This window comes from Heyndrickxia sp. FSL W8-0496 (assembly GCF_038007825.1).
In the GTDB taxonomy this organism is placed as follows: domain Bacteria; phylum Bacillota; class Bacilli; order Bacillales; family Bacillaceae_C; genus Heyndrickxia; species Heyndrickxia oleronia.
Genome location: NZ_JBBOXX010000001.1, coordinates 4,840,356 through 4,857,500, shown reverse-complemented (window position 1 = coordinate 4,857,500; position 17,145 = coordinate 4,840,356). Strand labels below are relative to the sequence as shown.

General features: G+C 34.9%; 24 protein-coding genes and 1 tRNA gene (1 of these 25 cut by a window edge). 20 read left to right on the top strand and 5 right to left on the bottom strand.

Going from position 1 to position 17,145, the window contains the following annotated elements:
• From NST63_RS24635 to tsaD, 5 genes are all read left to right on the top strand, one after another.
• Nucleotides 1-73: transfer RNA gene (locus tag NST63_RS24635), tRNA-Met, on the top strand (it extends 1 nt beyond the left edge of the window).
• 246 nt (nt 74-319) lie between these two features.
• Complete coding sequence (gene tsaE / locus NST63_RS24630; RefSeq protein WP_341043989.1) at nt 320-775, top strand: tRNA (adenosine(37)-N6)-threonylcarbamoyltransferase complex ATPase subunit type 1 TsaE; 456 nt, start codon at nt 320-322, stop codon at nt 773-775.
• Complete coding sequence (gene tsaB / locus NST63_RS24625; protein ID WP_341043988.1) at nt 772-1,479, top strand: tRNA (adenosine(37)-N6)-threonylcarbamoyltransferase complex dimerization subunit type 1 TsaB; 708 nt, start codon at nt 772-774, stop codon at nt 1,477-1,479. Before tsaE ends, tsaB begins: the two co-directional genes overlap by 4 nt.
• A gap of 11 nt (nt 1,480-1,490) precedes the next feature.
• Nucleotides 1,491-1,934 (top strand): ribosomal protein S18-alanine N-acetyltransferase, encoded by a 444-nt coding sequence (gene rimI / locus NST63_RS24620; protein WP_212946583.1) that lies wholly within the window; start codon nt 1,491-1,493, stop codon nt 1,932-1,934.
• Nucleotides 1,934-2,953, top strand: coding sequence for a tRNA (adenosine(37)-N6)-threonylcarbamoyltransferase complex transferase subunit TsaD (gene tsaD, locus NST63_RS24615; RefSeq protein ID WP_212946581.1), 1,020 nt, complete (start codon nt 1,934-1,936; stop codon nt 2,951-2,953). The genes rimI and tsaD overlap by 1 nt, the downstream gene beginning before the upstream one ends.
• Nucleotides 2,954-3,493: 540 nt before the next feature.
• On the opposite strand, the gene NST63_RS24610 is transcribed toward tsaD, so the two are convergent.
• The gene (locus tag NST63_RS24610; protein WP_212946580.1) at nt 3,494-5,425 is read right to left on the bottom strand and encodes an ABC-F family ATP-binding cassette domain-containing protein; all 1,932 of its coding nucleotides are present in this window, start codon (nt 5,423-5,425) and stop codon (nt 3,494-3,496) included.
• 126 nt (nt 5,426-5,551) lie between these two features.
• Between NST63_RS24610 and moaC the strand changes: the two genes are divergently transcribed.
• The 4 genes from moaC (at nt 5,552) to tatC (ending at nt 7,885) form a co-directional block, all read left to right on the top strand.
• Nucleotides 5,552-6,043 carry a cyclic pyranopterin monophosphate synthase MoaC gene (gene moaC / locus NST63_RS24605; protein WP_058006447.1) on the top strand — a complete coding sequence of 164 codons (492 nt, stop codon included), beginning with the start codon at nt 5,552-5,554 and terminating at the stop codon, nt 6,041-6,043.
• A gap of 78 nt (nt 6,044-6,121) precedes the next feature.
• Nucleotides 6,122-6,781 carry a redox-sensing transcriptional repressor Rex gene (locus NST63_RS24600; protein WP_058006448.1) on the top strand — a complete coding sequence of 220 codons (660 nt, stop codon included), beginning with the start codon at nt 6,122-6,124 and terminating at the stop codon, nt 6,779-6,781.
• Between the two features lie 65 nt (nt 6,782-6,846).
• Nucleotides 6,847-7,035 carry a twin-arginine translocase TatA/TatE family subunit gene (gene tatA, locus NST63_RS24595; RefSeq protein ID WP_058006449.1) on the top strand — a complete coding sequence of 63 codons (189 nt, stop codon included), beginning with the start codon at nt 6,847-6,849 and terminating at the stop codon, nt 7,033-7,035.
• 94 nt (nt 7,036-7,129) lie between these two features.
• The gene (tatC, locus tag NST63_RS24590) at nt 7,130-7,885 is read left to right on the top strand and encodes a twin-arginine translocase subunit TatC (protein WP_071975585.1); all 756 of its coding nucleotides are present in this window, start codon (nt 7,130-7,132) and stop codon (nt 7,883-7,885) included.
• A gap of 112 nt (nt 7,886-7,997) precedes the next feature.
• On the opposite strand, the gene NST63_RS24585 is transcribed toward tatC, so the two are convergent.
• Nucleotides 7,998-8,192: a YdiK family protein gene (locus NST63_RS24585; RefSeq protein ID WP_058006451.1), complete on the bottom strand. Its 195-nt coding sequence runs from the start codon at nt 8,190-8,192 to the stop codon at nt 7,998-8,000.
• A complete protein-coding gene (locus NST63_RS24580; RefSeq protein WP_071975592.1) occupies nt 8,189-8,920 on the bottom strand; it encodes a CPBP family intramembrane glutamic endopeptidase in 732 nt (243 codons plus the stop codon). The genes NST63_RS24585 and NST63_RS24580 overlap by 4 nt, the downstream gene beginning before the upstream one ends.
• Before the next feature lie 310 nt (nt 8,921-9,230).
• Here NST63_RS24580 and groES point away from each other — a divergent pair, with 310 nt between their 5' ends.
• Nucleotides 9,231-9,515 (top strand): co-chaperone GroES, encoded by a 285-nt coding sequence (groES, locus tag NST63_RS24575; RefSeq protein ID WP_058006452.1) that lies wholly within the window; start codon nt 9,231-9,233, stop codon nt 9,513-9,515.
• A gap of 149 nt (nt 9,516-9,664) precedes the next feature.
• Nucleotides 9,665-11,296, top strand: coding sequence for a chaperonin GroEL (gene groL / locus NST63_RS24570; RefSeq protein ID WP_058006453.1), 1,632 nt, complete (start codon nt 9,665-9,667; stop codon nt 11,294-11,296).
• Between the two features lie 88 nt (nt 11,297-11,384).
• On the opposite strand, the gene NST63_RS24565 is transcribed toward groL, so the two are convergent.
• Both NST63_RS24565 and NST63_RS24560 read right to left on the bottom strand, forming a co-directional pair.
• Nucleotides 11,385-12,623 carry a tyrosine-type recombinase/integrase gene (locus tag NST63_RS24565; protein WP_341043984.1) on the bottom strand — a complete coding sequence of 413 codons (1,239 nt, stop codon included), beginning with the start codon at nt 12,621-12,623 and terminating at the stop codon, nt 11,385-11,387.
• Nucleotides 12,624-12,635: 12 nt separating this feature from the next.
• Complete coding sequence (locus NST63_RS24560; RefSeq protein ID WP_341043983.1) at nt 12,636-13,520, bottom strand: LexA family transcriptional regulator; 885 nt, start codon at nt 13,518-13,520, stop codon at nt 12,636-12,638.
• Nucleotides 13,521-13,713: 193 nt separating this feature from the next.
• Here NST63_RS24560 and NST63_RS24555 point away from each other — a divergent pair, with 193 nt between their 5' ends.
• From NST63_RS24555 to NST63_RS24515, 9 genes are all read left to right on the top strand, one after another.
• On the top strand, nt 13,714-13,980 hold the full coding sequence (locus NST63_RS24555) for an XRE family transcriptional regulator (protein WP_341043982.1): 267 nt from the start codon (nt 13,714-13,716) through the stop codon (nt 13,978-13,980).
• A 30-nt stretch (nt 13,981-14,010) separates the two neighbouring features.
• Complete coding sequence (locus NST63_RS24550; protein WP_341043981.1) at nt 14,011-14,220, top strand: helix-turn-helix domain-containing protein; 210 nt, start codon at nt 14,011-14,013, stop codon at nt 14,218-14,220.
• Nucleotides 14,221-14,344: 124 nt separating this feature from the next.
• Nucleotides 14,345-14,551: a hypothetical protein gene (locus NST63_RS24545; protein WP_251345437.1), complete on the top strand. Its 207-nt coding sequence runs from the start codon at nt 14,345-14,347 to the stop codon at nt 14,549-14,551.
• Between the two features lie 74 nt (nt 14,552-14,625).
• Nucleotides 14,626-14,838 (top strand): hypothetical protein, encoded by a 213-nt coding sequence (locus NST63_RS24540; protein ID WP_251345436.1) that lies wholly within the window; start codon nt 14,626-14,628, stop codon nt 14,836-14,838.
• Between the two features lie 72 nt (nt 14,839-14,910).
• On the top strand, nt 14,911-15,108 hold the full coding sequence (locus NST63_RS24535; RefSeq protein ID WP_341043980.1) for a hypothetical protein: 198 nt from the start codon (nt 14,911-14,913) through the stop codon (nt 15,106-15,108).
• Nucleotides 15,086-15,637, top strand: a complete 552-nt coding sequence (locus NST63_RS24530) for a host-nuclease inhibitor Gam family protein (protein WP_341043979.1) — start codon at nt 15,086-15,088, stop codon at nt 15,635-15,637. The genes NST63_RS24535 and NST63_RS24530 overlap by 23 nt, the downstream gene beginning before the upstream one ends.
• A gap of 4 nt (nt 15,638-15,641) precedes the next feature.
• On the top strand, nt 15,642-15,893 hold the full coding sequence (locus NST63_RS24525) for a hypothetical protein (RefSeq protein WP_341043978.1): 252 nt from the start codon (nt 15,642-15,644) through the stop codon (nt 15,891-15,893).
• On the top strand, nt 15,871-16,572 hold the full coding sequence (locus NST63_RS24520) for an AAA family ATPase (RefSeq protein WP_341043976.1): 702 nt from the start codon (nt 15,871-15,873) through the stop codon (nt 16,570-16,572). The genes NST63_RS24525 and NST63_RS24520 overlap by 23 nt, the downstream gene beginning before the upstream one ends.
• Nucleotides 16,572-17,048, top strand: a complete 477-nt coding sequence (locus tag NST63_RS24515; RefSeq protein ID WP_341043975.1) for a DUF669 domain-containing protein — start codon at nt 16,572-16,574, stop codon at nt 17,046-17,048. The genes NST63_RS24520 and NST63_RS24515 overlap by 1 nt, the downstream gene beginning before the upstream one ends.
• Nucleotides 17,049-17,145: the final 97 nt, after the last annotated feature.

Here is a 17,145-nt window from a genome sequence, read left to right as displayed (position 1 = left end):
GCGGGGTGGAGCAGTCTGGTAGCTCGTCGGGCTCATAACCCGAAGGTCGCAGGTTCAAATCCTGCCTCCGCAATAAGTGCCTAAAACGAAACTATGTTTCGTTTTTTTGTTTTTCTTATAGAAAATTTTTTGTTCCTGCAATGTTTTAGCTCTATTTGTTAATAAGGTTCTTATGCTTTTGCTCATTTTAATAAAATGATGTAAACTACCATTAGATAGATTTTCCTTAGGATTGTTATCCTAGGGTTTTTTTGTATAGAACATGGAGCATTGTTGTGAATACTATTTATGTATGAAATTGTTGATAGAGGAGATTGTTATGAAAGTATATGAGTGGGTTTCAAATGGGACTGAGGAAACCTCTTCTTTTGCTCAAGCAATAGCTCGGAAATTACAAGCAAAAGATGTTCTCCTTTTAGAAGGAGACCTAGGTGCTGGGAAAACTACCTTTACAAAAGGAATTGCATTAGGATTAGGAATAAAAAGAACGGTTAGTAGCCCTACTTTTACCATAATTAAAGAATATCATGGAAGACTGCCTTTATATCATATGGATGTGTATCGTTTACAGGATTCAAGTGAGGATTTGGGCTTTGATGAGTATTTTGAAGGTGAGGGTGTAACCATTGTAGAGTGGGCACACTTAATTGAGGATCAATTGCCATATGAATATTTATCTATTTCCATTTATCGAATTGGAGATGAAGAACGGAAGTTTGAATTAAAGCCATTTGGTAAACGCTATGAATTATTGTGTGAGGAGCTATTTGTATGAAAGTACTAGCAATTGATACATCTAATAATCCTCTAGGGATTGCTTTATTAGATGAAAATAAAGTAATAGGAGAATATATTACTAATTTAAAGAAAAATCACAGCATCCGGGTGATGCCAGCGATTCAACAACTGATGACTGACTGTGAAATAGAACCATCACAATTAGATAAAATCGTTGTTGCAAAAGGTCCAGGCTCCTATACGGGAGTAAGAATTGGTGTAACCATTGCAAAAACATTGGCATGGAGTTTAAATATCCCATTGGTGGGAGTATCAAGTCTTAAACTCTTAGCTGCTAGTGTTCGTTATTTCCCTGGGGTTGTGTCTCCTCTATTCGATGCACGTAGAGGACAAATTTATACTGGTCTTTATCATTATAATGGTTCAACTCTTGAAACGGAAATAGATGATTGCAACGTATTAACAGTTGATTGGGTTGACAGGCTTGTAAAACTAGACTCTCCAATATTATTTATTGGAAATGATGTTTCTTTACATAAAGAGATATTAAGCGATAAGCTAGGAGATAAAGCAGTCTTTGCTGAATTTACAGAAAATAACCCTAGACCAAGTGAACTAGGTTTATTAGGGATGAACATAGCTGGAGAAGAAATTCATACCTTTGTTCCTAATTACATCCGTTTAGTGGAAGCTGAAGCAAAATGGTTAGATTCCCAAAAAAGTGATGGGAAAAAAGAATGAGAAAAAGTATGATGGATATTCAATTAAGAAAAGCGACATTAGCAGATTTAGATGGAATTATGGAAGTAGAGGTACAATCATTTACCTTACCTTGGTCAAGAGAAGCTTTTTATAATGAATTTGTAAAAAACCATTTTGCTGTTTATTTTGTACTTGAGGATAAAGAAAGAATTATAGGCTATTGTGGAGTCTGGCTGGTTGTTGATGAAGCCCATATAACAAATATAGCTGTTCTACCGGAGTATCGGGGGCAACAATTAGGAGAATTATTATTAAGAAGTATGATGGAATTCGCTAGTGAATCTGGAGCAAAGTCAATGACATTAGAAGTAAGGGTAAGTAATACAATTGCTCAATCCTTATATAAGAAATTGGGATTCTTCGAGGGTGGAATAAGAAAGAACTACTACTCTGACAACCAAGAGGATGCCTTAGTAATGTGGGTGAATTTATAATGAAAAAAGACTTAATTATTTTAGGTATAGAAACAAGTTGTGATGAAACAGCGGCGGCAGTAGTAAAGAATGGACGGGAAATTGTATCAAATGTTATTGCCTCACAAATAGAAAGTCATAAGAGATTTGGGGGAGTTGTTCCTGAACTAGCTTCACGACATCATGTGGAGCAAATTACTCTTGTAATTGAAGAAGCTTTGAAAAAGGCTGAACTATCCTTTGAGGATATTGATGCAATTGCAGTGACAGAAGGACCTGGGCTGGTTGGTGCACTGCTTGTTGGTGTGAATGCTGCTAAGGCTATTGCCTTTTCGAGAAATATTCCGTTGGTTGGTGTGCACCATATTGCAGGTCATATATATGCAAACAGACTGGTAAAGGAAATGAGTTTCCCACTGCTATCACTCGTCGTGTCTGGTGGTCATACGGAATTGGTGCTGATGAAGGAGCATGGAGATTTTAAAGTCATTGGTGAAACAAGGGATGATGCAGCAGGAGAAGCATACGATAAAGTGGCAAGAACACTTCATCTTCCTTATCCTGGTGGCCCACATATTGATCGCCTTGCGCATGAGGGGGCAGCAACAATTGATTTACCAAGAGCATGGTTAGAAGATGATTCATATGACTTTAGTTTTAGCGGTTTGAAATCTGCCGTCATAAACACGTTGCATAATGCAGAACAAAAAGGGATATCTATCGATCCAAAAAATATGGCGGCTAGCTTTCAGGCGAGTGTGATTGATGTACTAGTGACAAAAACCTTAAAAGCTGCAAAGGAATTTAAGGTGAAGCAAGTTTTATTATCGGGCGGCGTAGCGGCAAATAAAGGTTTAAGAGAAGAATTAGAAAAAGCGTTCGCTACAATAATGGATATTGAATTAGTTATTCCTCCTCTAGTCTTATGTACTGATAATGCAGCCATGATTGCTGCAGCCGGAAGTATACTTTTTGAAAAAGGAAAACGAAGCCAGTATTCTTTAAATGCAAATCCAAGTTTAGATATAGAACATTTTTGAGGCATGTGACCACATGCTTCTTTTTTTAGTTCTTTTCTCAAATTTGTTGCTGTTAACTGCAGGTGACCAAAAGCCAGTTGTTCTTTTATAAAAGGAACAGTACGAAAACAGCCTTTTTAAATAATGTATAAGTAAATATGGTAAAAATTATCCACATGTGAATAAGTGGGATGCGAACAGTTGTTGTTGTGCACATTATGTGGATATCTTGTGTATAAGTTAATTGGCATGTGAATAAATAATTAACAAAATAGTATGTTTTCTGTGGATAATGTGTATAAGTCTGTTGATAATCTGATGAAACTACAAATAATAACACTTTTATATAAGAATAAATAATAAAAACCTGTGGACAATCATGTGGAAAAAGATATAGAGACGAGTTGTTAAGGAGAAATAATCGTTAATCTTTTTAGGAACTATGGTTCAATTTTAAGTAGTATGTATGATTGTTTAATTGTTAAAGATAGGGTATAAAACAAGGATGTCTATATGGAATAAGTTCCTTTAGACACCCTTTGTTTTATGTCTCCTCAATATCTATTCATTACTTTCTTCTATTTCGGCCCACTCAGACATTAATTCATCAATGTCGGTTTTGAGTTTTTCAATTTCATCGTTTATCTCAGTAACTTTTTCATGATCCTGATATATGTTAGGATCACATAATAATTCCTCTTTTTGTTGCAACTCATTTTCATATTGTTCAATCGTAGATTCGATTTCTTCAATTCTTCTTTTACGTTGTCTTTCTAGTTTTTTAGCTTCTTTATCTAGCTGATAGGATTGCCTTGCAGTATTCGGTTTATCTTCTACCAGTTTCTGACCTTCGTATTTAAGTCTCTTTAATTCCAATAATTCCAGTTGCTTTTCAATATAGTAATCATAATCTCCAAGAAACTCTGTTGTACCTTCCTTAGAAAGCTCAATCACTTTGGTTGCTAATCTGTTAATAAAATAGCGGTCATGAGATACGAATAGGATGGTTCCAGGGTAATCAATTAAGGCATTTTCGAGTACTTCTTTACTATCTAAATCCAGATGGTTGGTCGGTTCATCAAGAATGAGGAAGTTTGCTCTTTGCATTAAAAGCTTGGATAATGCAAGTCTAGCTTTTTCTCCACCACTTAAGCTGGAAACCGTTTTAAGTACATCGTCTCCTGTAAATAAAAAGTTGCCTAATACAGTACGTATTTCTTTTTCATCTTTCAATGGATAGTCATCCCAAAGTTCATTTAACACTGTTTTATTGGATGTCAGATTCGCTTGTTCCTGATCATAATAACCAATTGTTACATTGGAACCATAAGAAATATTCCCCGATAATAGCGTTAGTTTTTTAATGATACTTTTTAGAAGAGTTGATTTCCCGACACCGTTAGGACCAACTAATGCAATACTATCGCCTTTTTTGATTGCAAGCTGGATCCCTTTAGCGATAATGTTGTCTTCATAACCAATTACACCGTTTACCAGGTTTAATACCTCATTTCCACTTTGTCGTTCGATGTCAAATGTGAAATTAGCTGATTTTTCATCACCGAGAGGTTTATCCAGTATTGTCATCTTTTCAAGCTGTTTTCTTCTACTTTGAGCTCTTTTAGTTGTAGATGCTCTTGCTAGATTTCGTTGTATAAAATCTTGAAGTTTCGCAACTTCTTCTTGTTGTTTTTCATATTGTTTGAAATCACGCTCATACTGTTCTGCTTTTTGAACTAAGTATTGACTGTAATTACCGTGAAATTTTTGTATAGAATGGCGTGAGAGTTCATAGACTTGATTAACTACTTTATCTAAGAAATAACGATCATGAGAAACAATTAGAATGGCACCGTCATATCCTTGTAGATACTGTTCTAACCAAGAGAGTGTATCAATATCCAAATGGTTTGTAGGCTCGTCCAAAATCAATACATCAGGTTTCGTTAAAAGTAGCTTGGCAAGTGCTAGACGAGTTTTTTGACCACCACTTAGTGTTTCAATCATTGTCGAATAGTCAAAAGTATCAAAGCGTAAACCATGAAGCACAGAACGAATATCTGCTTCGTATTGATAACCACCAGAATCTTTAAATTTAACCTGTAAACGATCATATTCAGATAGTATTTTTTGATGGAGATCAGGGTTTTCATAGTAGGTAGGATCAGCGATTTTTTGTTCCAGTTCTCTTAATTGAGTCTCCATTTTTTGCAAATCTTTAAAAACAGTTAACATTTCATCCCATATTGATAATGATGATTCCAAACCTGTATTTTGAGCAAGATATCCGATTGAAACATCTTTTGGTTTCATGATCTCTCCAGAATCAAGAGATAGTTGACCAGAAATAATTTTTAATAAGGTGGACTTACCCGCACCGTTTCGTCCAACAAGAGCAATACGATCTCTCGTTTGAATTTCTAGCTTTATATTCGATAAAATAAGTTCAGCACCAAAATGTTTTGTTAGTTGTTGAACTTGTAATAAAATCATAGTTTTTTCACCTCATCTATATAGGTAGTTTAACTTATTGACGAGTGTTTCGGCAATGAAACACATTAATTAGATGAGGGACAATACCTATAAAATAGTGTATGATGAAGAGAGAGGTGTTTGAAAATGTCCAAGCTTACACATTTTAATGAACAAGGTCGAGCGAAGATGGTTGATGTAAGTGCTAAGCCTGAAACTATTCGAACCGCTTTTGCTACATCGAGTGTAGAATTAAGCCATGAATTATATCATTTAATTCATGATAATAAAATGAAAAAAGGTGATGTTTTAGCGGTTGCTCAGGTAGCTGGAATTATGGCTGCAAAAAAAACATCGGATTTAATTCCAATGTGCCATCCGATACTAATAAATGGAGTAAACATTGAGTTCGCTTGGGAACAGAAAAATGAACTTCAATATATCCTAAAGATCAATGCCACTGTTAAGACAAAAGGAAATACCGGTGTTGAGATGGAAGCATTGACAGCAGCATCCGTATCAGCTCTAACGGTATATGATATGTGTAAGGCGGTAGACAAAGGAATTGTCATTGGACCAACATTTTTAGTAGAGAAAACTGGTGGTGTATCAAGCGCTGATTTTCAAAGGAATAGGTGAAACACTGAGCAAGTGAACGGTAAATTTACATGATATTTCCTTTTCGCTTATGTACTAGAGACTTATGGGGGAGTGCGTATGAATGAAGAGCAAATAAAGATACCTCAAGCAACGGCAAAAAGATTGCCACTTTATTATCGATTTCTGAAAAATTTACATTCATCCGGTAAACAGCGTGTATCATCTGCAGAATTAAGTGAAGCGGTAAAAGTAGATTCCGCAACGATCCGCAGAGATTTTTCCTACTTTGGGGCTCTTGGAAAAAAAGGATATGGCTATAATGTAAATTATTTATTGTCGTTTTTTAGGAAAACATTAGATCAGGATGAAGTAACAAAAGTAGCGTTAATTGGCGTGGGTAATTTAGGTACTGCTTTTTTAAATTATAACTTTATGAAGAATAATAATACAAAAATAGAAATTGCATTTGAGGTCGATTCTGATAAGGTGGGTAAAAAAGTAGGACAAGTACCTGTCTATCATTTAGATGAACTTGTTCCACGTTTGATCGAGGAAGACATCAGTGTCGTTATACTTACTATACCAGCAGAGGTTGCTCAAGGGGTTACTGATGAAGTAACTAAATCCAATGTAAAAGGTATATTAAATTTTACACCGGCTAGACTAAATGTACCTTCATCAATTCGGGTGCACCATATAGATCTAGCTGTTGAGTTGCAATCATTAGTTTACTTTTTAAAGCACTATCCAAATGACACGGAAAATTCACAAGACTAACTATAATTAATAATGGATTCTCGTCACGAATTGCTTTATGATGATACTAAGAGGAGGTGGGCTTGATGGGACCAGGAATTGGGAGTATTATTCTCATTGTCATTATAGCCTTACTAGTTTTCGGACCAAAAAAATTACCCCAATTAGGCAGAGCTGCAGGGGATACATTAAAAGAATTTAAAAATGCTACAAAAGGCTTAGCAGATGAAGAAGAAGATAAGCCAAAAACAGAAAGTAAAGATCAAGTAAAATAAATCTCGTTTTCTTAATACTAGGTTTTGGCATCTTTTCATTACAACAGAAATGATAGTAAGGAAAGAGTCTAAGTAAATGTTAGGATGAAATTATATGAGTCAAAAAGACATGACGATTTTTGAACATATATCTGAGTTAAGGAAACGACTGTTTGTTATAGTCGTTTTCTTTATCTTGGCTGTAATAGTGAGCTTTTTTCTATCACAACCACTCATACGCTATCTTCAGGAATCAGATTTAGCAAAAGAAATAACGATGAATGCTTTCCGATTAACTGATCCATTTAAAGTTTTTATGGAGATGACATTATACTTGGCGCTGGTAATTATTTTGCCTGTCATTCTCTATCAGTTATGGGCGTTTATTAGTCCTGGTTTGTATGAGAAGGAGCGAAAAGTTACATTAAGCTATATTCCCGCAGCGGTGCTGTTGTTCTTAGGTGGAATAGCTTTTTCATATTTTATTTTATTTCCGCTTATCTTAAAATTTATGATGCAGCTTTCATCACAAATGAATATAAACCCAGTTATCGGTATAAATGAATATTTCTCGTTCTTATTTCAGATTACGCTACCTTTCGGGCTTTTATTTGAACTGCCGATTATTATTTTATTTTTAACACGTTTAGGTATAATTACACCGATGTTTTTAGCAAAGATACGAAAATATGCCTACTTCTTATTAATCGTTCTTGCTGCCTTTATTACTCCACCGGATGTAATGTCACAAATTATTGTAGCAATACCTTTAATGATTTTATATGAAATTAGTATTTGGCTTTCAAAAATAGGCTACCGTAAATCAAAAGCGGCTGAATTGCGATATGAACTTGAAAGAGATTCTGAATAAAAAGAGATGTTCTTAAGTTTGATACTTATGAACATCTCTTTTTTAATTACTCTTGTAAAATCCTAACTGCATACATTAACAATTAGCGAGCAGTGATCATTTCACCTGCTTTTTATTTTTTCTGTTGGCTTTTTAGCTTAAAGTGCAAGGTGATTAGTCGAAATCCAGAGCCATAATCAATGGTTGCTAAAAAGATAAGCATATACGCAAAAAAAGACCAACCATTTATATTCACTTGCTGAATAGCAAAGAAAGTGAACAAAGTGCCTAAAAGGCAATATACTACCCCGGATAATAATGGTCTCATGTGAAAAATCCTCCAATAAAACTTTGATTCTCAATTAATTTTTGTATTTCTTCACGATTAGCAATTTGTGCAATGACAACTAGTGTATTCATCATAACATGAGCGGTAATAGGAACGATGATCCGATTCGTCATTTTGTAAAGAAATGCGAAAGTAAATCCCATGGCAGTATATAAAAGCAAATGAGTCATTTCCATATGGGCAAGTCCGAAAATAATGGAACTAATTAGAGCCGATAGAAAAAAGGATAATCGTTTATGTAATGATCCAAAAATCACCTTACGAAATACAATTTCTTCTAATATAGGACCAATTATAGAACTTACTAGGACAACAATTGGAAAGTTTTCTATAATCGTAACGATTCTTTGCGTATTTTCAGAACCAACCTTAATTCCAATCAACTGTTCTACAATGGAGGCGATTGCTTGAGCAAAGAAGGCTAAAAAGATTCCACCCACAGCCCATAGGATTGATTTCCCAGCAGACAGCTGGTCCTTTCTTTCAGAACGCTCTTTTCTTTCTGATTTCCTCAATAGGAGTAAAACAACTAAAAGACAGGCAAGAAAACTAAATACCATCCAAATGATTGGGGCCATTTTGATCATATAAGCTTTTGAAGCATGAAATCCGTTTACACCAATCTCATACACAATGGGGTTACCGATATAACCAGATAATTGCATGACAATATAAGCGATTAAGATAAATGCATACTCTTTTTTCACATTCATATATCCTTTCATGGTCTGTCCTAGTATCATAATTATCATTCTACTATTGAATATATATACGTTCAAATGTAAGACCTTTATTCTAGTATATGTAAAAAACTTTTTAATCTATGAATAGAAAGTAAATTAGTACATAAACTTAACTGTTTACATTTCTCAATAAAAAGAAATTTATAAAAAACTTACTCTTGAGACTTGCAAAAAGGCTTTAAATTAATTATTATAATAATTGTGTTAGCACTCATGAGTGTTGAGTGCTAATAATCATAAAAATCTACATAAATTTTTAAGGAGGTTGTTTCACTTGTTAAAACCACTTGGAGATCGCGTCGTAATTGAACTAGTAGAAACAGAAGAAAAAACTGCAAGCGGTATCGTTCTTCCTGATTCTGCAAAGGAAAAACCGCAAGAAGGTAAGGTAGTTGCTGTAGGTACTGGACGTGTTTTAGATAGCGGTGAGCGTGTTGCTCTTGAAGTATCTGAAGGCGATCGCATCATCTTCTCTAAATATGCTGGTACAGAAGTGAAATACCAAGGTAACGAATATTTAATTCTACGTGATACAGACATTTTAGCTATTGTACAATAGTTATTAACCATTTTCGTAAATAAATACTTCTTTTGAAAAGCCATGGCGCCCATATTGATAGGCGCCCTGACCGAGTAAAACTAATTTAAGTCTGAAGACTTTATTGAACTTCATAAACTTTTAAGAAAGAATCAAGGAGGTAATTTCAGATGGCAAAGGAAATTAAATTCAGTGAAGATGCACGTCGTGCGATGCTTCGCGGAGTTGATAAATTAGCAGATGCTGTAAAAGTAACACTTGGACCAAAAGGACGCAACGTGGTACTTGAGAAAAAATTCGGTTCACCACTAATTACAAATGATGGTGTAACAATTGCAAAAGAAATCGAATTAGAAGATGCATTCGAAAACATGGGTGCGAAGCTTGTATCTGAAGTAGCTAGCAAAACAAATGATGTTGCTGGTGACGGTACAACAACTGCAACTGTTTTAGCTCAAGCGATGATTCGTGAAGGCTTAAAGAACGTAACAGCTGGTGCAAACCCTGTCGGCATTCGTAAAGGTATCGAAAAAGCTGTACAAACAGCGGTTGAAGAACTTCAAGCGATTTCTAAACCAATCGAAGGAAAAGAATCAATCGCACAAGTTGCTGCTATTTCTGCTGCAGATGATGAAGTAGGACAATTAATTGCAGAAGCAATGGAACGTGTAGGTAATGACGGTGTCATTACAATTGAAGAATCAAAAGGCTTCACAACTGAATTAGATGTTGTAGAAGGTATGCAATTCGATCGTGGATATGCATCTCCATACATGGTAACTGATTCAGATAAGATGGAAGCAGTTCTTGAAAATCCATATATCTTAATCACTGATAAAAAAATTACAAGCATTCAAGAAATCTTACCAGTTCTAGAACAAGTTGTTCAACAAGGTAAACCATTATTATTGATTGCTGAAGATGTTGAAGGTGAAGCTCTTGCTACATTAGTAGTAAACAAACTTCGTGGTACATTCAATGCAGTAGCAGTTAAAGCTCCTGGCTTTGGTGATCGTCGTAAAGCAATGCTAGAAGATATTGCTGTTCTTACTGGCGGTGAAGTAATTACTGAAGATCTTGGTCTTGATCTTAAAACTGCAACAATTGATTCTTTAGGACGCGCAGCAAAAGTTGTTGTTACAAAAGAAAACACAACAATTGTTGAAGGATCTGGAGATTCTGCAAACATCTCTGCTCGTGTAAATCAAATCCGTGTTCAATTAGAAGAAACTACTTCTGAATTTGACCGTGAAAAATTACAAGAGCGTCTTGCTAAGCTTGCTGGTGGTGTAGCAGTAATCAAAGTTGGTGCAGCTACTGAAACTGAATTAAAAGAACGCAAGCTTCGTATTGAAGATGCACTAAACTCTACTCGTGCAGCAGTAGAAGAAGGTATCGTATCCGGTGGTGGTACAGCTCTTGTAAATGTATATAACAAAGTTGCTTCTGTTTCAGCAGAAGGTGATGTAGCTACTGGTATCAACATCGTTCTTCGTGCATTAGAAGAGCCAGTTCGCCAAATTGCACACAATGCAGGTCTTGAAGGTTCTGTCATTGTTGACCGCTTAAAGAAAGAACAAGTGGGTGTTGGTTTCAACGCAGCAAATGGTGAGTGGGTAAACATGATCGAAGCTGGTATCGTAGACCCAACAAAAGTAACACGCTATGCTCTTCAAAACGCAGCATCTGTAGCAGCAATGCTTCTTACAACTGAAGCAGTAGTTGCTGACAAACCAGAAGAAAATGCTGGTGGCGGAATGCCTGATATGAGTGGCATGGGCGGAATGGGCGGCATGATGTAATCATCGCCTGAAACCCCAGTCTTATAAGGGTTTTGAATGATGGTGTTATTCTAAGGGTAACAAAAGAGTAACATCAGGTAACAAAAAATTAGAGGTTTTTCATTAGTTGAGCAAACTTTTGGGAAGCCTCTTTTTTCATGCTCTTAGTAATGTGAAGATAAACATTTTTAGTTGTATCATCATCAGAGTGACCTAATCTTTCCATAATCTGTTCTAATCCTACTCCGGCTTCAGCAAGTAATGATGTATGAGTATGTCTCAATGAATGTGGAGTGAGATCTTGATTAAGTCCAGCAAGTTTTAATAAACGATTCATTCGGTTTTGAATTGTTTTTATCAACTCTGGGTAACCTGGATTCTTGTCATCCATTTTTGCAAAAACAAAACCTTTATCATGGTACGTTTTTCTATGTCTCATTCGAACCATATTTTGTGCAACTTTATGTTTTTCAAGCAAATCTAAAACAGACTTATCTACGTCAATTTCCCTTTTACCTTTTTGCGTCTTTGGTGGAACTAGCTGATACTTTCTAATATTATTTATTGGATTGTAATATGTTTTTGTAATAGAAATCGTTCCCTCTTCGAAATCGATATCCTTCCACATTAATGCACACAATTCTCCTACACGAATCCCTGTGTAAGCTAAAAGCTTGAAAATTGGATAATCACGTTCCATACCTTGTTCTTCTGCAGTTTTTAGGAATAACAATAACTCATTTTTTTCTAAGTACTTAGGTACTTCATTCTGTTCAACTTCTTCGATTGTCTTTTCATCTTTAGGAACATAAGCAAATTCAGTTGGATCTTTTTTAATCAATTCTAATTCAATAGCTTTCTTAAAAATCATTCTTCCAGTTCGATGTGCACCATCTAAGGTGTTCTCAGCGAAACCACGTTTTTTTAAGTCATTTAAAGCATCTTGATACATTTTTCTAGTTATATCCTTTAATTTTAACTTAGCGAAGTAATCTAATAATCGTTTAATCTCATGGTTGCGGATACGAATGGTACCTGGTTTTTTTGGCTTTCCAGAAGTTTTGTATATATCTAACCATTCATAAGCGAATTCTTCAAATAAAATATTTTTTTCTTCCACATATGTTCCTTGAGTTAATTCTGCAATTAGAAGGGCGGCAGCTTCTTGAGCTTCGGTTTTGGTTTTGAATCCACCTTTCTTTTTTTGTTTTCTTTTACCTGTTTTTGGGTTAGTTCCGATGTCGATAATATAGGACCAACTTGCACCACAAGAGCATTTTTTGGTTTTCTTGCTTTCACCCTTTGAATCAACACATTTACAATGAGGTTTGTAAAAATGTCCTTTCATAAAAAATCCTCCTTATTTATTTGGCCAGAATTTAACTTCAACTACTTTACCAATTATATGAACATCTTTTGCAGGGACCAATTGCGGTTCCATTGTTGGGTTAGATGGGATCAACATACACATATCGCCATGCATTTTAACTCTTTTTAAAGTAGCGTGATCACCATTGACAGCTACGACTGCAATTTCGTGAGGATATACTTCCTCTTGTTTTGCAACAATCACTATATCTCCATCATGTATACGATCCCCAATCATGCTGTCACCTTTTACCTTAAGAGCAAACCCTTGTTTCCCATGTAAAATATCTGGATCAACTAATGTATATCCTTCGTTATTTTCAATCATTTCAATTGGTTTACCAGCTTGTACACATCCTAGAATTGGAATTTTAATCATAGCTTCCACATTATAAGCAGCTGTCTCATAAACGTGATCATCCGTTTTTTGAGATTGCTCATAAATATAATTGTCCAGTGGGGTTTTTTCCTTTTTCATGGATTTCCCTAATGAATCCCAAAAGTCAATAACATCTGGCTCATTTTCAAATTCTTCCTGTTCTTCATCAGATAAATTAAAATATCCAGGATATTTTTTCATTAGATTCATTGCTTTAATAATTACTTCATCATCTATAAGCATAAGAATGTCCCTAACACTTGGATGAGATCCGTAAATTAAACCTGCCCAAACTAGACGGTTTGGATCACCACCAGTGACTTCTGCAAGAGCCTGATTTATTTCTTCTGAAGCTGCGTATTTTGGATTATTTCTCAGCTTAGATATATAAGTTCGATCTACTTTAACTCCTTTTTCGTTTTTCATCCTTTCTGCAATTTCAGCTAAACTCATGCCACTTTGCTTAATGTAAGAGTTAATCAACTCTGAATAATCCATAATTCATCCTCCATTATTTGTATTCATCAATAATATTATCATATTGTTGACTTTTTAATCAACGTTTTTTTAAATAAGTGACTTTTTCGTCATTGACATTATGAAACGGTCGTTGTTAATATAAATGTACAGGGTGACGAAATAATCAACAGTAGATTTTTTCGTCACATGGTAATGTGTGGGAGGTGAAAAAATGGATTATCAAACATTACTAAAACGGGGGATAACAAAAAAAGGTTTGTCTCTAACTCAAATCTCTTTTCGATTGGCAAAAAAGGATATTTGTTTAGATAAATCAATCCTTAGTAAATTACAAAATGGAAAAATCCCTCCAGCAAAGGATGAAATTAATATTGCATTGGCTGAGATTCTAGACATAGATATTAATCAATTTAGATTAGCAGCAGCAAAAGAAATTTTGCCAAGGGAATTATTTGAATTGATAAAAACAGCCGGCTAAAAAATTTTGGAAAAGAAAGGGTGCAAATGCATGGGGAAATCGTTAGAGGAATATCCGGAAATAATGACTGCAGCACACATCTCAGAATATCTACATATTTCACGAAGAAGAGTTTATGAATTGTTTAAATTATCGCCATCTCATGGAGGTATTCCTTGTATAGCAATAGGCGCTTCAAAAAGGGTGAGGAAAGAAAGCTTTAATCATTGGCTTAATAGATGTGAAAAGGAGGTGATCTGAATCAAATGCCAATAGAAGCACTACCATTTTTTACAGCACTGGTAATTTTAGTTGGCATCATGATTGGCGACTTTATGGCAGATAAATAAGTAATATCGTTAGCTTAACAAAGGAGTTGAATGCATTGGATAAAGAGTGTTACGTGAAAATAAAAACTGAATTGGTTGAAGCTGAGTTTATAGGAGTTTATCAATATTCAGGAGTTATAGAACCTTCACCAATGATTGGTGGTCATTCTGGGGGAGTAATTGCATATCCGATAGCAGTAGTAAAGTTAAACGGAAAACTAAAGGAGGCTAAGTTATCGGAAATAACATTTAAACAAGCCTAACCAGGCTTACTTTTTAGCCACATGGCGAAAATTGATGAACGAATTTGGTTCTATCTTGAGGGGAGGTGAAAACAGTGGAAATGGGAGTAGCAGGAACTATTGCAGTAAAACAAATCATTGGTGAGGATATCACTGAACAGGTTAATAGATGGTTAGGTCATAATCCTGATTTAGAAGTCATCGATATTAAATTCAGTACAAGTGCTATAGAGGATTCATGGAGTTCTGATGTACTAATTATTTATCGAAAAGATGAACAAAAAAATAATCCCACCAGCTGCAACTGATGGGAACAAAACAAATAAAAGTTAACTTCAGTTTATGAAAAATTGAATAAAAAATCAACTGGAGGATGTAAAATGCCATATTTTGAATCGAAAGATCGTACTGTTTTCAGTCCACAAAATGATAAGTTGCTACCATTCTATAAATTTTTAGAGCAATATAATCAATCCCTTGGTGGCAGTAACTTATTTGAGGATTTAGTAGAAACATATGAATATCTTGATTTTGTATTTAAGGAGGGAAAAGTAGATGAATGCACTACAACAAAATGAATTATTGGAAATTGATGAAATTGAATCACAGGAGCAAACACAGTTTGAAATTACTGATCTCGATAGCCTTAACTGGGCATTTCGTAAACTATCAGCTTTGAAGTCTAAGGAAAAGGAAATCAAGCAATTAGCAAATGTTGAACGTGATCGTATCGCTCAATGGGAGCAAAGTGAGCTTTCCACAATTGAAAATAGTACAAGCTTTTTCGAAAGTTTGATTCAACAATACCATGCTAAACAACTTGCTGAGGATCCAAAGGTAAAAACAATTAGCACTCCATACGGTAAGTCGAAAACTCGTAAGAGTAAAGAAGCACCTGAAAAGGCTAACGAAGATGAACTCCTTGAATATGTTCTTGAAAATGAAATGCTCGATTTCATTAAAAATAGTGTGAAATGGTCTGATTTTAAAAAGACACTTAAGATTGTTGAAATCAGTGGTGAGAAGGTAGTTGTGGATGAAAATGGTCAATTAGTTAAAGGTGTGACTGTTAAGCCTGAATCAATCTCTTATAGTGTGGAGGTTTAAGGAAATGAGGTGGCATGAAACGCACACTGGAATGTTTGGGATATGGAGTGATGTATCAAAACAATTTGTTTTTGGTATACAGGAACCGAGCAAAACAAAAGCATGGAATGCTCTTTTTAATAAAATCGGCAACAATGCCCGCAAATGGCGTTTTAATGTAAGGCCAATTAGAAAAAGAGATGCCCACATGTTTAAACAAGGCTTGATTGTTAATGAAAAAAGGAGTGAGCTAATTGGAAATAACAAACGGTGCTGATATCACTTCGGATAACTCAACGTATTTGATATATGGTAATCCAGGAATGAGAAAGACATCCACAGCTAATTATTTAGAAGGTAAAACACTTTATGTACCAATTGATAAAACACAAGCACCTTTAGCTGGTAATTCAAATATCGATATTGTTCAATTCGATACTTATGAAGCGTGGACAAATTGGAATCAACTTATGAAAGATTTAGCCACAGCTGACTTATCAAAATATGACACACTCTTTTTCGATAACATTTCAGAATTAAATAGATCCATGCTTGCTAACTTAGGCCGTGAAGGTAATAACAATCGTGTTCCTTCACAAGCAAACTATCAACAAATTGATTTTTTCATCATTGACAGTGTTCGTTTTATACAAACATTAGGAAAACGTGTCGTATTTACCGCATGGGAAATCACGGATAAATGGGAATTACCTAGTGGTCAAGCTGTCAATCGTGCTTATCCCGATATTCGTATTAAGATTTTAAACAACTTTATGGGACTATGCCAAGTAGTTGCCAAGTCAGTTATCAATGAAGAAACAAAAAATTATGGGTTTATTCTAGAGCCTTCACCTTACATTTTTGCAAAAAATCAACTTGATAAACGTAAGGCTTGTGCTCATGAAGATATTTTTAAAATTGGTTACACACAGGATAAACAAGGAGGAAATAAATAATGTCATTCTTTAAATTTGATGAAGAAAATGCAAGTGCAGGATTTGAATTAGTAGCAGAGGGTAAATATGAAGCCGTTATTGTAAATGCTGAAGCAGGTAAAACACAAGCAGGTAAACCAAAGTTATCAGTAGATTTCGAGATTCGTAGTGATGTACCACAAAATCATCAAGGTGCAAAGGTGCTTTATAATACATTCACCTTTGAACATGAAGTTTCTATAAGAATTGTTAACTCATTAATTAAAGCATGCGGTTTTCCTAATGGTCATCCATTTGAATCTCCAGAAGATATGGCTAAGCAGCTGATTAACAAAAATTTAAAAATCACTGTTAAACATGAAGAATATGAAAAAGTGGTTGATGGAGAGAAACAAAAACGTACTGCTGCAAAAGCAAAATATTATGATGTTACAGATGTAAAACCAGTAATGGAAGCTGGTGGAATAAACATCGGTGACGATGATCTTCCGTTTTAAGAAACTAAATAGAGAAGTTGGTATTTTGCTAGCTTCTCTTTTTATACCCAAAAACAGTGAATGATCAATAGAACTATTATCCACATCGAATTTCGTC

Excerpts from the sequence above, each read along its gene's own strand:
- tsaB (WP_341043988.1), top strand. The coding sequence starts at position 772 with ATGAAAGTACTAGCAATTGATACATCTAATAATCCTCTAGGGATTGCT.
- NST63_RS24610 (WP_212946580.1), bottom strand. The coding sequence starts at position 5,425 with ATGATTTTATTACAAGTTCAACAACTAACAAAACATTTTGGTGCTGAA.
- NST63_RS24535 (WP_341043980.1), top strand. The coding sequence starts at position 14,911 with ATGCCATATTTTGAATCGAAAGATCGTACTGTTTTCAGTCCACAAAAT.
- tsaD (WP_212946581.1), top strand. The coding sequence starts at position 1,934 with ATGAAAAAAGACTTAATTATTTTAGGTATAGAAACAAGTTGTGATGAA.
- NST63_RS24600 (WP_058006448.1), top strand. The coding sequence starts at position 6,122 with ATGAATGAAGAGCAAATAAAGATACCTCAAGCAACGGCAAAAAGATTG.
- tatA (WP_058006449.1), top strand. The coding sequence starts at position 6,847 with ATGGGACCAGGAATTGGGAGTATTATTCTCATTGTCATTATAGCCTTA.
- tsaE (WP_341043989.1), top strand. The coding sequence starts at position 320 with ATGAAAGTATATGAGTGGGTTTCAAATGGGACTGAGGAAACCTCTTCT.
- NST63_RS24555 (WP_341043982.1), top strand. The coding sequence starts at position 13,714 with ATGGATTATCAAACATTACTAAAACGGGGGATAACAAAAAAAGGTTTG.
- NST63_RS24565 (WP_341043984.1), bottom strand. The coding sequence starts at position 12,623 with ATGAAAGGACATTTTTACAAACCTCATTGTAAATGTGTTGATTCAAAG.
- NST63_RS24515 (WP_341043975.1), top strand. The coding sequence starts at position 16,572 with ATGTCATTCTTTAAATTTGATGAAGAAAATGCAAGTGCAGGATTTGAA.
- NST63_RS24550 (WP_341043981.1), top strand. The coding sequence starts at position 14,011 with ATGGGGAAATCGTTAGAGGAATATCCGGAAATAATGACTGCAGCACAC.
- rimI (WP_212946583.1), top strand. The coding sequence starts at position 1,491 with ATGGATATTCAATTAAGAAAAGCGACATTAGCAGATTTAGATGGAATT.
- NST63_RS24560 (WP_341043983.1), bottom strand. The coding sequence starts at position 13,520 with ATGGATTATTCAGAGTTGATTAACTCTTACATTAAGCAAAGTGGCATG.
- NST63_RS24530 (WP_341043979.1), top strand. The coding sequence starts at position 15,086 with ATGAATGCACTACAACAAAATGAATTATTGGAAATTGATGAAATTGAA.
- moaC (WP_058006447.1), top strand. The coding sequence starts at position 5,552 with ATGTCCAAGCTTACACATTTTAATGAACAAGGTCGAGCGAAGATGGTT.
- groL (WP_058006453.1), top strand. The coding sequence starts at position 9,665 with ATGGCAAAGGAAATTAAATTCAGTGAAGATGCACGTCGTGCGATGCTT.
- NST63_RS24585 (WP_058006451.1), bottom strand. The coding sequence starts at position 8,192 with ATGAGACCATTATTATCCGGGGTAGTATATTGCCTTTTAGGCACTTTG.
- NST63_RS24525 (WP_341043978.1), top strand. The coding sequence starts at position 15,642 with ATGAGGTGGCATGAAACGCACACTGGAATGTTTGGGATATGGAGTGAT.
- tatC (WP_071975585.1), top strand. The coding sequence starts at position 7,130 with ATGAGTCAAAAAGACATGACGATTTTTGAACATATATCTGAGTTAAGG.